12 protein-coding genes are annotated in these 12,528 nt (G+C 69.0%); 3 read left to right on the top strand and 9 right to left on the bottom strand.

The annotated features are described in order from the left end of the window. Positions 1 to 4: 4 nt before the first annotated feature. The 6 genes from VO99_RS00215 to def form a co-directional block, all read right to left on the bottom strand. Positions 5 to 334 carry an AzlD domain-containing protein gene (locus VO99_RS00215; RefSeq protein WP_046110791.1) on the bottom strand — a complete coding sequence of 110 codons (330 nt, stop codon included), beginning with the start codon at positions 332 to 334 and terminating at the stop codon, positions 5 to 7. Beyond that, the gene (locus tag VO99_RS00210) at positions 331 to 1,092 is read right to left on the bottom strand and encodes an AzlC family ABC transporter permease (RefSeq protein WP_046110790.1); all 762 of its coding nucleotides are present in this window, start codon (positions 1,090 to 1,092) and stop codon (positions 331 to 333) included. Before VO99_RS00210 ends, VO99_RS00215 begins: the two co-directional genes overlap by 4 nt. A gap of 34 nt (positions 1,093 to 1,126) precedes the next feature. Continuing rightward, positions 1,127 to 1,510 (bottom strand): hypothetical protein, encoded by a 384-nt coding sequence (locus VO99_RS00205; protein WP_083440251.1) that lies wholly within the window; start codon positions 1,508 to 1,510, stop codon positions 1,127 to 1,129. Positions 1,511 to 1,617: 107 nt separating this feature from the next. After that, on the bottom strand, positions 1,618 to 2,460 hold the full coding sequence (gene htpX, locus VO99_RS00200) for a zinc metalloprotease HtpX (protein ID WP_046110788.1): 843 nt from the start codon (positions 2,458 to 2,460) through the stop codon (positions 1,618 to 1,620). A gap of 67 nt (positions 2,461 to 2,527) precedes the next feature. Further along, complete coding sequence (gene fmt, locus VO99_RS00195; protein WP_046111181.1) at positions 2,528 to 3,490, bottom strand: methionyl-tRNA formyltransferase; 963 nt, start codon at positions 3,488 to 3,490, stop codon at positions 2,528 to 2,530. 11 nt (positions 3,491 to 3,501) lie between these two features. Next, a complete protein-coding gene (gene def, locus VO99_RS00190; RefSeq protein ID WP_046110787.1) occupies positions 3,502 to 4,011 on the bottom strand; it encodes a peptide deformylase in 510 nt (169 codons plus the stop codon). Positions 4,012 to 4,255: 244 nt separating this feature from the next. On the opposite strand from def, the gene VO99_RS00185 reads away from it, so the two are divergent. The 3 genes from VO99_RS00185 (at position 4,256) to VO99_RS00175 (ending at position 7,117) form a co-directional block, all read left to right on the top strand. Then, positions 4,256 to 5,434: a LysM peptidoglycan-binding domain-containing protein gene (locus VO99_RS00185; RefSeq protein WP_046110786.1), complete on the top strand. Its 1,179-nt coding sequence runs from the start codon at positions 4,256 to 4,258 to the stop codon at positions 5,432 to 5,434. A 10-nt stretch (positions 5,435 to 5,444) separates the two neighbouring features. Continuing rightward, complete coding sequence (dprA, locus tag VO99_RS00180; RefSeq protein WP_046110785.1) at positions 5,445 to 6,575, top strand: DNA-processing protein DprA; 1,131 nt, start codon at positions 5,445 to 5,447, stop codon at positions 6,573 to 6,575. Between the two features lie 89 nt (positions 6,576 to 6,664). Then, a complete protein-coding gene (locus VO99_RS00175) occupies positions 6,665 to 7,117 on the top strand; it encodes a Smg family protein (protein WP_046110784.1) in 453 nt (150 codons plus the stop codon). A 24-nt stretch (positions 7,118 to 7,141) separates the two neighbouring features. Here VO99_RS00175 and VO99_RS00170 read toward each other — a convergent pair whose 3' ends face one another. Genes VO99_RS00170 through secD form a run of 3 tightly spaced genes read right to left on the bottom strand, consistent with a single transcriptional unit; the run spans position 7,142 to position 12,483 of the window. After that, positions 7,142 to 9,514 carry a DUF1631 family protein gene (locus VO99_RS00170; RefSeq protein WP_046110783.1) on the bottom strand — a complete coding sequence of 791 codons (2,373 nt, stop codon included), beginning with the start codon at positions 9,512 to 9,514 and terminating at the stop codon, positions 7,142 to 7,144. 39 nt (positions 9,515 to 9,553) lie between these two features. Continuing rightward, entirely contained in the window at positions 9,554 to 10,585 is a 1,032-nt protein-coding gene (gene secF / locus VO99_RS00165) for a protein translocase subunit SecF (protein ID WP_046110782.1), read from the bottom strand. A gap of 11 nt (positions 10,586 to 10,596) precedes the next feature. Next, positions 10,597 to 12,483 carry a protein translocase subunit SecD gene (gene secD / locus VO99_RS00160; protein ID WP_046110781.1) on the bottom strand — a complete coding sequence of 629 codons (1,887 nt, stop codon included), beginning with the start codon at positions 12,481 to 12,483 and terminating at the stop codon, positions 10,597 to 10,599. Positions 12,484 to 12,528: the final 45 nt, after the last annotated feature.

The following is a 12,528-nucleotide window of genomic DNA, read 5'->3' as shown; positions in this document are numbered from 1 at the left end:
CGCGTTACCAGCCGAGAACGAAACGCAGCACCAGCATCACCGCCGTGCCGATGAGGATGGTGCCCAGCATGCCGCGCCGCCACCAGAAGTAGAGGCCGCCGGCCGCCGCGCCGAACAGCCGTGCATCGCGCCAGGTGCCGATGAGCTCACCCTGCGTCATCACCAACTCGGGCACCACCACCGCGACCAGCGCGGCCAGCGGCGCATAACGCAGGCCCTCGCGCAGCCAGCCGGGAATGGGCACTTCCTTGTCGGGGATGAGGAAGAACGAGCGCGTGAGCACCGTGATGGCACCCAGGCCGATGATGGTCAGGATGGTTTCCCAGGTGCTCATCGCCCGTCTCCGGTGGCCTGCCGGGGCTGTAGGTGCTCCAGCATCACGCCCATGGCCACCGCCGCGGCGATGGCGATCACGATGTTCAGCTTCAGCGGCAGCGCATAGGCCGCCACCGTGGCCAGGCCCGCCACCGCCGCTGCCACCCAGGTGCTGAAGCTGCCCAGCAGCGTGCCGGTGAGCGCCACCAGCGCCATGGTGCCGGCGAAGGCCAGGCCCCATTGCGTGGGAATCTGGTCGGCCAGCACGATGCCGATGATCGACGGCACCTGCCAGGTGATCCAGTTGCAGGCCACGCCGCCCCAGAAGTACGGCAGCTGGTCGGGCCGCGACTTCTGCGGGTCGGGAAACTGCCGCATGAACACCACGTAGTTGAGGTCGGCGGTGAAGTAGCTCAGCGTGACCCGTAGCCGCCGCGGCAGGTGGCCGAAGTACGGCCGCCATTGCGTGCTGAAGACGACGAAGCGCAGGTTGATGCACAGCGCCGTGGCCCACACCACCCAGATCGGCGCACCGGCGGCGATCAGCGGCAACGAGGCCAGCTGCGCGCTGCCGGCGAAGACCACCAGCGACATCAGGATGGCCAGTGGCACGCCCAGTCCGCTCTTGGCCATGGCCACCCCGGCCACCAGGCCCCAGGCGGCCAGGCCGGGGGCGATCTCCAGCATCTCGACGAGCCCGCGGCGGAAGGCCGGATGTCGCCAGGTAGGCAGCTGCGGCGTGCTGCTGCGCGCGCTGCCGTTTGTTTCGGAAGTCATTCGCGCCATTGTCGGCGCTCGCTGCGCCAGGGCGTCAGGTCTCGCTCTTGTGACCCTTCGCGGGCTTGGCAGCGGGCTTCTCGGCAGCGTCGTCTGCCGCGGCCTCCTCGGCGCCGGAAGCCGGCTTGGCGGGCGTATCCGCGCGGGCGATCTGCGGGGCCACCGGCTCGATCTGGTTCTCGCGCATGTAGTCGTTCATCTCGCGCCAGCCGGCGAACACGGCGGCCTTGTCGGCCTTCTTGTTCAGCGTGTAGCAGTCCTCGATGGCGCGGGCCGCGTGGCGGCAGGCGGCGCCGATGGCCTTGCCCTCGGCCTCCTTGCGCTGGGCCAGCAGTTCCGGCGTCTCGATGCCCAGGCGCTCGCAGCCGGACAGGGCCAGCGCCATCAGCACGAGCAAGGGAGCAGAGGGGCGGAACATCGGAGGGTGGGAGGGTGGGGCGACCCTCCCGTTTTCGGCCCCCGGCGCAACGACTTGAACGCCGCCAGGGGCCGGATCACGGCGCTTTTCGGCCGGCCGTGCCGGCGTCAGCGCGCCATGGCCAGCAGCCGAGCCACCCGTTCCTCGGTCGACGGGTGGGTGCTGAACAGGCCGCGCAGGCCGCCGCCGGACAGCGGATTCATGATCATCATCTGCGCGGTCGCAGGATTGCGCTCGGTGGTCTCGAACGGAATGCCGCGGGCGTAGTTGTGGATCTTCTGCAGCGCGCTGGCCAGCGCCTGCGGGTCGCCGGAGATCTCGGCACCGCCACGATCGGCCTCGAACTCGCGGGCGCGGCTGATCGCCATCTGGATCAGGCTGGCAGCCAGCGGCGCCAGCAGCATCACCAGCAGCCCGGCGATGGGATTGGCCGGCCGGCCCTCGCTGTCGCGGCCGCCAAAGAACATCGCGAAGTTGGCCAGCATCGAGATCGCACCGGCCATCGTGGCGCTGATGGTGCTGATGAGGATGTCGCGGTGCTTCACGTGCGCCAACTCGTGCGCCATCACGCCGCGCAGCTCGCGGTCGCTGAGCACGCGCAGGATGCCCGTGGTGGCCGCGACCGCGGCGTTGTCCGGGTTGCGCCCGGTGGCGAAGGCATTGGGCGCGTCTTCCTGGATCAGGTAGACCTTGGGCATGGGCAGCTGCGCGCGCTGGGCCAGCTCGGCCACCATGCGGTAGAACTGCGGCGCGGTGGTCTCGTCCACCTCGCGGGCGTTGTACATCTTCAGCACCAGCTTGTCGCTGAACCAGTAGCTGAAGAAGTTCATGCCCAGCGCCACGGCCAGCGCGATCAGCATGCCGCTGCGGCCGCCAAGGAGGCCGCCGATGGCCACGAAGAGCGCCGTGATCGCCGCCATCAGGACGGCGGTTTTCAGCAAATTGAACATGTGATGCGTCCTTTCGTCGTGCCGCGTGGCACCTTGGCTGCGATAGATGCGGCCCCGGGCCGGGAGTTCAATCGGCAGCCGGTGCGAGCACGCTACCCACGGCCACCGGCCGCGCCTGCAGCAGCGCCGCAACCGGCTGCCGCTTGCCGCCCGGGCGCTGCACCACCTGCAGGGCCAGCGCGCCTTGGCCGCAGGCCACCAGCCACTCTCCGGGCCCGGCCGCCAGCACCGTGCCGGGCGTGCCCGCCGGGCCGGGCCGGGCCTGGGCTTGCCAGAGCTTCAGCGTTTCGCCCGCGCATTCGAAGCTGGCGCCGGGAAAGGGATCGAAGGCGCGCACCCGGCGGGCGATGGCCTCGGCCGGCAGCCGCCAGTCGATGGCGGCCTCGGCCTTCTCGACCTTGTGCGCATAGGTCACGCCCTCCGCTGGCTGCGGCGTGCGCTGCAGGCTACCGTGGGCCGCGGCTTCCAGCGCCTGGACGATGAGGTGGCCTCCGAGCGCAGCCAAGCGGTCGTGCAGCGTGGCGGTGGTGTCGTCGGGCGCGATGTCGATGCGCTCGACCAGCAACATGTCGCCGGTGTCCAGGCCGGCATCCATCTGCATGATGGTGATGCCGGTGTGAAAGTCACCCGCCTCGATGGCGCGATGGATGGGCGCCGCACCCCGCCAGCGCGGCAACAGCGATGCATGGATGTTCAGGCAACCCAGGCGGGGCAGGTCGAGCACCCACTGCGGCAGGATGAGGCCATAGGCCGCGACCACCAGCACGTCGAGCGCGGCCGCCTCAAGCGCCTGGCGGCCAGCTTGCGCTTCGTCAGGGTACTTGCCATCCAGGCGCAGGCTGCGCGGCTGCGCCACCGGGATGCCATGCGCCAAAGCGAACTGCTTCACCGGCGACGCCTGCAGCTTCATGCCCCGGCCGGCGGGCCGGTCGGGTTGCGTCAGCACCAGCGGCAGCTCGTGGCCTGCCCCGTGCAGCCGGGCCAGGGCCACCTGGGCAAATTCCGGCGTGCCGGCAAACCCGACGCGCAAGGGCGCGGCGGTCACTTCTCGTCTTCCCGCGCCTTCTTCAGCATCTTGCTCTTGATGCGGTTGCGCTTGAGCGGGCTCAGGTATTCCACGAACACCTTGCCCATCAGGTGATCCATCTCGTGCTGCACGCACACGGCGGTCAGGCCCTCCGCCTCGAATTCATAAGGCTGGCCATCGCGGCCCAGCGCGCGCACCTTCACGCGGGCATGCCGCTCCACCTTGTCGTAGATGCTGGGCACCGACAGGCAGCCCTCGTCGCCGACCATCATCTCCTCGCTGCGCTCGATGATCTCGGGGTTGATCAGCACACGCGGCTGGTCGTGCGTCTCGGAGGTGTCCATCACGATCAGCCGCTCATGCACATCCACCTGCGTGGCGGCCAGGCCCACGCCGTCGGCCTCGCGCATCGTCTCAAGCATGTCGTCGGCCAGCTGGCGGATGCGGTCGTCCACCTCCTTCACCGGTTTGGCGACGGTGTGCAGGCGGGGGTCGGGATAACGAAGGATGGGAAGCAGGGCCATGGCTGATGCGTGTACGCCGGCAGGACGGCAACCACGGTGCCGCGGCTGCGTTTGCGGAAGGTGCCACAAATGGGCACTTTCGTTGCGATATCAAGGGTCTATGGGCACAATCTGCGGCAACATGTGAGCATTTCCGCGGCCCGGTCAAGGCCACGTTCGCTGGTGCAGTCGCAGACCGTTCGGCAACCCGTGATTTTGCACCGTCGGTTTCGGTCGTGATGCAAGCCCCCGGAGATCCCCACTCATGATTCGTCGCCCCTTGCGCCCGCGTCCTGCCGGCTTCCTTCGTGCAGGCGCCGGCTTGCTGGCACTGGCTGCCGCGGCTGCGGCGATGGCGCAGCCCGCCACGCTGCCTGTCACCCCGGCCCAGCGCAGCACCGCGCAACAGGTGGCCCAGCAAGGCGTGCCCTTCGACGAACTGGCCGCCGACGCGCCCGACTCGTACACCGTGAAGACCGGCGACACGCTGTGGCGCATCTCCGGCCTGTTCCTGCGCAAGCCGTGGCGCTGGCCCGAGCTGTGGGGCATGAACCTGAGCGAGATCCGCAACCCGCACCTGATCTATCCCGGCCAGGTGGTCTACCTGGACCGCAGCGGCGAACGCGCGCGCCTGCGCCTGGGCCAACCCGTGGGTCGCACCGATGGCACCGTCAAGCTCTCGCCGCGGGTGCGCAGCGGCCCGGTGCAAGGCGACGCCATCTCCTCGGTGCCGCTGCACCTGATCGCACCCTTCCTCAATGAAGCGGTGGTGTTCTCCGGCGACGAACTCGGCACGGCGCCGCGCGTGGTGGCCGCCCCGGAAGGCCGCGTGCTGATGGCCCGTGGCGACCTCGCCTACGTGCGTGGCGAGATGGGCGGCATGCGCGATTGGCGCGTGTTCCGCGAAGCCAAGCCGCTGCGCGACCCGGAAACGCAGCAGGTGCTGGGCTACGAGGCACGTTTTGTGGGCACGGCCGAGTACGTGCGGGCCGGCGACACCATCGCCACCCCCGACGGCAAGGCCCAGGTGGTGCCTGCCACGGTGCGCGTGATGAGCAACCGCGAGGAAGTGGGAATCGGCGACCGGCTGGTGCCGGTGCCCGCCCAGGACTTCAGCAGCTATGCACCGCATGCACCGGCCACGCCGATGAGCGGTCGCATCATCTCGGTGTACGGCGATGCGTTGAGCGCCGGCCAGAACCAGATCGTCTCGCTCAACCGCGGCTCGGCCGACGGCCTCGAGCGCGGCCATGTGCTGGCGCTCTGGCAGCGCGGCGACACCGTGGTGGACCGCAGCGACCCGCAGCGCGCAGTGATGAAACTGCCCGACGAGCGCAACGGGCTGCTGTTCGTGTTCAGCGTGTTCGAGCGCGTGTCGTATGCGCTCATCCTCCAGGTGCAGGCGCCCGTCCGGGCCAGCGACCGCTTCACCCAACCCGACTAGGCGGCGCGCCATGTCCGACCCTCGGGAAGTGGGGGCATGGCTGAGGTTGACTGCCGGGTCCGGGCTCGGACGCGCCAAGGCGCGGCGGCTGCTCGCGGCCTTCGGCAGCGCGCCTGCGGTGCTGGATGCAAGCGAGGCCGCGCTGGCCCAGGTCGCCGGGCCGGCCGCCGCCGCTCTGCTCACCGCGGAGCCTGACGACTTCCACCGCCGCCTGCTGGCCGACACCCTGGCCTGGCTGGATCGGAGCGAGGGCCGGACGCTGCTGATGCTGGGCGACGCCGCCTACCCGCCGGCATTGCTGCACACCGCCGATCCGCCGCTGATGCTGTGGGCACACGGCCGGCTGGAGCTGCTGCACCGCCAGGCCATCGCCATCGTGGGCAGCCGCCATCCCACCGCGCAGGGCACCGACAACGCCCGCGCCTTCGGCACCGCGCTCAGCCACGCCGGCTGGACGGTCGTCTCCGGCCTGGCGCTCGGCATCGACGGTGCGGCCCACCAGGGCGCCCTCACCGGGCCGGGCAGCACCATCGGCGTGGTCGGCACCGGGCTGGACCGCATCTATCCCAGCCACCACAAGGCGCTGACCCACCGCATCGCGCAGGAGGGCTTGCTGCTCTCCGAGTTCGCGCTCGGCACGCCGCCGCTGGCCGAGCACTTCCCGATGCGCAACCGCATCATCGCCGGCCTGTCGCGCGGCACGCTGGTGGTGGAGGCCGCGCTGCGCTCCGGGTCGCTTATCACTGCGCGCATGGCACTCGAAGCAGGACGCGATGTCTTCGCCATCCCCGGCTCCATCCATGCGGTGCAGTCCCGCGGCTGCCATGCACTGCTCAAGCAGGACGCGAAGCTGGTGGAACAGGTGGAGGACGTGCTGGAGGAATTGGCCGGCCTGGCGCCCTTGCCTGCGCGGGAAACCGACCTGCCCGACGATCTCCAGGCGCCGGACGACGACCCGCCGCCGGCCGAGTCCGACCCGGTGCTGGCTGCCCTGGGCCATGACCCGGCCACGCTGGACGCGCTCATCGCGCGCTGCGGCTGGCCGGCGCCGGCGCTCAATGCGCGCCTGCTGGAGCTGGAACTGGATGGCCTGGTGGTGCGGCTGCCCGGTGGGTTGTTCCAGCGCCGCGCACTGGCCTGAAATTCCGCCGTCGGCCGGCTCCAGACAGCCTCGAAAAGGCCGGATTGTTTCAGCCGAACGGGCTGAAACCCCTGGGGTATAGTCAATTCATGTTCGACGTCCTCGTCTATCTGTACGAAAACTACTGGCGTCCGGACGCCTGCCCGGACCACGACCAGTTGGCGCGGAAACTGTCGTCGGCCGGCTTTGAATCGGATGAGATCCAGGAAGCGCTTTCCTGGCTGGACGGCCTCGCCACCGTGGCCGAGTGCTACAGCGGCGAGCAACGCCAGACGAGCATCCGCGTCTACACGCCCGCCGAGCAGGACCTGCTGGGTGAGGAATCCATCGGCTTCATCAGCTTCCTGGAGTCGGCCGGCGTGCTGCCGCCGCCGATGCGCGAGATGGTGGTGGACCGCGCCAGTGCCATCGGCGTGGCGCCGATCGAGCTGGACGACATCAAGATCATCGTGCTGATGGTCTTCTGGAGCCTGGGCAAGGAGCCCGACACGCTGGTGCTGGACGAACTGTTCGTCGCACCGGAGGACCGCCTGATCCACTGACGGCGGCTGCCGGCCGCCGCTGCGTCAATTCAGCAAGCGGGCCGGGTCCACGTCCAGCCGCGCCAGCGCATTGCGCGTGGCACGCACCGTCAGCGCCTCGTCCTGCGCCGGCAGCAACAGCCCGGCCTGCAGGAACGCCGCCAGCCGCTGCTGCTGGAACAGCACGCAGCGCCCGCTGGGCGTGACGAACAAGCTCAACTGCCGACGCAGCCCCTGCCAAGCGAGCTGCACCGGTTCGTTCCGCCCGCGGAAGTCCAGCATGAACCAGCTGCCCACCTGCAGCTCCCGCGCCCAGGCCAGCATGGCAGGCGTGGGCACCGAGCCGCCTTCGGTCGCCACTTCCAGCTCCGAAGTCTCGTGGCCCGAGAGGTCCAGCACCGTCGATTCGTCGATCTGCACGTCCTCGGTGTCGGGCAGCAGTTCCTCCAGCGTTTCCAGCCGCTCCATCAGCTCTTCGAAGCGGTCGTGGGGAATCGCCGCGGCCTTGGCGGTGAAGGCGGCGGCCAGCGAGTTGTTCAGCGCACGCACCTGCTCGTCCTGCTTGTCCGGCGTGACCCCGGCCGAAGCCATGCCCTCGCGCAGCGTCTTCAGCAGCGGCGGCAGGCGGCGGATCACCTCCGCGCGGTCCTCGCGCGACACCTTGGCGCTGGCCGACCAGATGAGGTCGGCGGCCGCGCGCTTCATGGCCTTGGTCTCATCGCTCTGCACGCCGAACTTCACGGCGGTCATCGCCAGCACGTCGGCCCACACCTGGAACAGGAACTGGCGCACGCCCTCCTGCACCGGCACCTCGTTGAGCATCTTGCGCAGCTCGATGGTGTACTGGATGGCCAGCGTCTCGCGCTGCTCCACCTGCTGAGCGAGCGACACGCCCTTGCGAGTGGCCTCGTTCTCGTTGCGGAAGTAGTGCTCCAGGAACTTCTCGAACTCGGTCAGCACCGTCTGGAACACGCGGCGGCCGGTGTCGGGATAAGCCTCCACCACCTGCACCACCCGCTTGATCTCACGCTCCAGCGCGTCGCCTACCGCGCGCGACGACGCATCGAAGCCCATCACGCAGGCGCCCATCCGGTCGATCAGCTTGCGCGCCGGATGGTCGGTGGTGGCAAAAAAGTCGGGCTCGGTCACCGCCACCCGCAGCACCGGCATCTGCAGCCGCGCGAACCACACGCGCACGCTGGCCGGAATGCTCTCCTCCGTGAGGATGGCCTGGAACAGCAGCGCGACGATCTCGATGGTGGCGCGCTCGACCGGCGTCTCGGCGGCCTTCTTCAGCACCTGCTTGCGCTGCTGCAGGTCCTCCAGCAGCGTGGGCGCGCTCACCGTGCCCGCTGCACCACCCGCCACGCCCACCTGCGACGCGCTGAAGCGCCGCTGGATGCCCTGTTGCGCCAGCCCGATGGCCGCCGTCAGGCCCGGCGAGGCCGTGCGCGCGGTGCTGCGCTGCGTGCTGCCGGCAAATTCCGGCAGCTGGCGGCCCACCAGGCGGTTCAGCCGGCCGAGCACGGCTTCCGCATGCTCGCCACCGCGCGGCAGCGGCGCCGCGGAGGTGAGCATGCGGGTTTCGTCCGAGTTGCCCAGGCCGGGTCCGCCCGATGGCAGGCGTGCCTGCTGGGTGCGCCCACCCGAGAAGCCGGTGCGCGCGGTGACCGAGGCGTCGGCCTGACCCGGCAGTGCGCCGGGCACGGTGCCGCCGCTGCGCTGCGGCAGGCTTCCGTAGCCGGTGGCGCCTTGTGGGCTGCGGCGGATCATCGGCCGCAGATCAACCTGGGGCAGCACCTGCTGGCTCGCCAGCCACTGGTTGCATTGGTGATAGGCCGCCTGGCCCAGCGCCGCCAGTTCCTCGTGCAGCACGGGCTGCAGGTCTCGCCACGAAGCCACGGACAGGCCGGCGCTGCACCAGGCGTCCACCGTGATGCGGGCCAGCACATGCGCCCGCAGCATGTCGTTGGCATCGAGCTCCTCGCGCCGCTCCAGCAGCGCTACCCGCGAGCGCAGGTCGGTGAACTCCCAGGAGGCACGGTCCATGATGGCCAGCGCCAGGCGCGAGCCAAGGATCTCGCGCTCGATCGTGTCGTCATCCACCAGCGACAGCTTCTGTTCGCTGTCGCGCGGCGCCCGTGGCAGGTCGCCGGGGCGCGACGCCGAGACGCCGTACAGCATCGCGTTGCGCAGCGCGCCGACGGTGGCCTGGTGCCAGGCGCCGCCGCGCTGCTGCAGCGCCGCGACGGTATCGCGTCGGCGTTGCGTGGTGGTGTAGTCGGCCGGCTTGTCCTGCTGCTGGCGGGCCAGCGCCTCCACCGCCGTCAACACACCGACGAAGCCCTTGACCAGCTCTTCCGTATAGAGACGCCGAACCTGGTTCGCGAGTGCGGAGTAGTCGGCTGCGGTCGCCATGCGTGGGTGCGTAGGTTCGCTTGTGAGGGCGAACTGACTCTACACCACCGCCCCGGCGTTCGGGTCGTCGGGGTCGGAGGCCTTGGCGGGGCCGCCCTTGACCAGGTCTTCGCGCTTGATGCCCAGCCACATGGCGATGGCCGCGGCGACGAACACGGACGAGTAGATACCGAAGCAGATGCCGATCGTCAACGCCACCGCGAAGTAGTGCAGCGAAGGGCCGCCGAACAGCAGCATCGACAGCACCATCAGCTGCGTGGAGCCGTGGGTGATGATGGTGCGGCTGATGGTGCTGGTGATCGCGTGGTCGATCACTTCCGCGGTGTTGAGCTTGCGGTACTTGCGGAAAGCCTCGCGCACCCGGTCGAAGATCACCACCGACTCGTTCACCGAGTAGCCCAGCACCGCCAGGATCGCTGCCAGCACGGTGAGCGAGAACTCCCACTGGAAGAAGGCGAAGAAGCCCAGGATGATCACCACGTCGTGCAGGTTGGCAATGATGCCGGCCACGCCGAACTTCCATTCGAAGCGGATGGCCAGGTAGATCACGATGCCGATGATCACGAAGGCCAGCGCCTTGGCGCCGTCGATGGCCAGCTCGCGACCCACCTGCGGCCCCACCACCTCGCTGCGCGACAGCTCCAGCGGCCGCGCCTCGCCGGCGGCGCACTGCTGACGGGTGGCCGGGTCGCCGGCCACTGTGACGGCGATCGATTGGACGGTGCCCCCCTCGGCCTTGCACAAGCCTTGGAACACCCGGTCGACCACCTCGGTCTGCTTGACGTCGCCACGCAGCGGCAGGCGGATCAACACGTCGCGCGAGGTGCCGAAGTTTTGCACCTGAACCTCGCCGAAGCCCATGCCTTCGACCGTCTCACGCACCTTGTTGATGTCGGCCGGCTGGGCGTAGGCGACTTCGACAACAGTGCCGCCAGTGAACTCGATCGACAGGTGCAGCCCGCGCGTGACGAGGAAGAACACGGCCGCCACGAACATGATCAACGACACCGCATTCAGCACCAGTGCATGGCGCATGAACGGGATGTCGCGGCGAATGCGGAAAAACTCCATCTGTCGCTCCTTCAGGCCTGCGCCGCTTTGCCGGGTTCAGCGCTGGGGCGCCAAACCTGGCCAATGGACACCGACTTGAGCTTCTTCTTGCGGCCATACCAGAGATTGACCAGCGCACGCGAGAACACCACGGCCGAGAACATCGAGGTAAGGATGCCCAGGCAATGCACCACCGCGAAGCCGCGCACCGGTCCCGAGCCGAAGGCCAGGAGCGCGACGCCGGCGATCAGCGTGGTCACGTTGGAGTCGAGGATGGTGCCCCAGGCGCGTTCATAGCCGACCAGGATCGCCGTCTGCGGCGCGCTGCCGTTGCGCAGCTCCTCGCGTACACGTTCGTTGATCAGCACGTTGGCGTCGATCGCCATGCCCAGCGTCAGCGCAATGGCCGCCATGCCGGGCAGCGTCAGCGTGGCCTGCAGCATCGACAGGATCGCCACCAGCAGCAGCAGATTGAACGCCAGCGCCACGGTGGAGAACACGCCGAACAACAGGTAGTAGCAGCACATGAACACCGCGATGGCGATGAAGCCGTACAGCACGCTGTCGAAACCCTTGGCGATGTTCTCGGCGCCCAGGCTCGGGCCGATGGTGCGCTCTTCCACAATCTCCATCGGCGCGGCCAGCGAGCCCGCGCGCAGCAGCAGTGCGGTGTCGTTCGCTTCCTGGGTCGTCATGCGCCCGCTGATCTGCACGCGCCCGCCGCCGATCTCGCTGCGGATCACCGGCGCGGTCACGACCTCGCCCTTGCCCTTCTCGAACAACAGGATGGCCATGCGCTTGCCCACGTTCTCCCGCGTGATGTCGCGGAAGATCCGTGCGCCCTTGGCGTCCAGCGTCAGGTGCACCGCCGGCTCCTGGTTCTGGCCGTCGAATCCGGCCTGCGCATCCGTCAGGTTCTCGCCGGTGAGGATCACCTGGCGCTTGACGATCAACGGGGCGCCGCCGCGCTCGACGTAGCGTTCGGTGCCGAACGGCACCGGCGCCGAACCGATGGCGGCCGCAGCCGCTTCCGTGCTGTCATCCACCAGACGCACTTCCAGCGTGGCGGTGCGGCCGATGATGTCCTTGGCCTTCGCCGTGTCCTGCACGCCCGGCAACTGCACCACCACGCGGTCGGCACCCTGCTGCTGGATCACGGGCTCCGCCACGCCCAGCTCGTTCACGCGGTTGTGCAACGTGGTGATATTCTGCTTGAGCGCCGCCTGCTGCACCGCGGTGGCGGCTTGCGGCTTCAGCGAACCGGTCAGCTGCAGATCGCCACTGCCAGCGGTGCCCTGCGTCCACTGCAGGTCCGGCAGTGAGGCCGTCAGCTCGGCAAGCGCCGAGTTCAGCGTGGGCGCATCGCGGAACGACACTCGCACGACGTTGCCGTCGCGCACGATGCCTGTGTGGCGGATGTTCTTCTCGCGCAGCAGCGAGCGGATGTCGCCGGTCAGCGCCTCGGCACGCTTCGTCAGCGCCGCCTTCATGTCCACCTGCATGAGGAAGTAGACGCCCCCGCGCAGGTCCAGGCCGAGGTACATCGGCAAGGCGCGCATGGAGGTGAGCCATGCAGGAGAACGGCTCACCAAGTTGAGTGCGACGATGTAGGCCGGATCGTTGGCGTCGGGGTTCAGCGCGCGAGACAACACGTCCTTCGCGCGGATCTGCGTGTCAGTGTCCCGGAAGCGGGCGCGCACCGAATTGCCGTCGAACTGAACGAAGTCCGGCGTCAGCTGTGCGTCCGCCAGCGCCCGCTCTACCCGCTGCACCAGCGAGCTGTCCACCTTCAGCGTGACCTTGCCGCTGGACACCTGCACCGCAGGTGCCTCGCCGAAGAAATTGGGCAGCGTGTACAGCAGCCCGATCACGAATGCGATGGCGAGCATCGCGTACTTCCACCACGGATAGCGGTTCATCGACAGACTCCCCTGGCGCGGGAGCCCGCGCCGGGTTTAAACGAA

The sequence above is a fragment of the Aquincola tertiaricarbonis genome, assembly GCF_000969605.1.
Classification (GTDB): Bacteria; Pseudomonadota; Gammaproteobacteria; order Burkholderiales; family Burkholderiaceae_C; genus Aquincola; species Aquincola tertiaricarbonis.
This window is presented reverse-complemented; position numbering and strand designations above follow the sequence as displayed.

What these genes read in the sequence shown, in the direction of transcription:
- secD (WP_046110781.1), bottom strand. Translation starts at nt 12,483, where the DNA reads ATGAACCGCTATCCGTGGTGGAAGTACGCGATGCTCGCCATCGCATTC.
- VO99_RS00175 (WP_046110784.1), top strand. Translation starts at nt 6,665, where the DNA reads ATGTTCGACGTCCTCGTCTATCTGTACGAAAACTACTGGCGTCCGGAC.
- VO99_RS00185 (WP_046110786.1), top strand. Translation starts at nt 4,256, where the DNA reads ATGATTCGTCGCCCCTTGCGCCCGCGTCCTGCCGGCTTCCTTCGTGCA.
- htpX (WP_046110788.1), bottom strand. Translation starts at nt 2,460, where the DNA reads ATGTTCAATTTGCTGAAAACCGCCGTCCTGATGGCGGCGATCACGGCG.
- dprA (WP_046110785.1), top strand. Translation starts at nt 5,445, where the DNA reads ATGTCCGACCCTCGGGAAGTGGGGGCATGGCTGAGGTTGACTGCCGGG.
- VO99_RS00205 (WP_083440251.1), bottom strand. Translation starts at nt 1,510, where the DNA reads ATGTTCCGCCCCTCTGCTCCCTTGCTCGTGCTGATGGCGCTGGCCCTG.
- VO99_RS00170 (WP_046110783.1), bottom strand. Translation starts at nt 9,514, where the DNA reads ATGGCGACCGCAGCCGACTACTCCGCACTCGCGAACCAGGTTCGGCGT.
- secF (WP_046110782.1), bottom strand. Translation starts at nt 10,585, where the DNA reads ATGGAGTTTTTCCGCATTCGCCGCGACATCCCGTTCATGCGCCATGCA.
- VO99_RS00210 (WP_046110790.1), bottom strand. Translation starts at nt 1,092, where the DNA reads ATGACTTCCGAAACAAACGGCAGCGCGCGCAGCAGCACGCCGCAGCTG.
- VO99_RS00215 (WP_046110791.1), bottom strand. Translation starts at nt 334, where the DNA reads ATGAGCACCTGGGAAACCATCCTGACCATCATCGGCCTGGGTGCCATC.
- def (WP_046110787.1), bottom strand. Translation starts at nt 4,011, where the DNA reads ATGGCCCTGCTTCCCATCCTTCGTTATCCCGACCCCCGCCTGCACACC.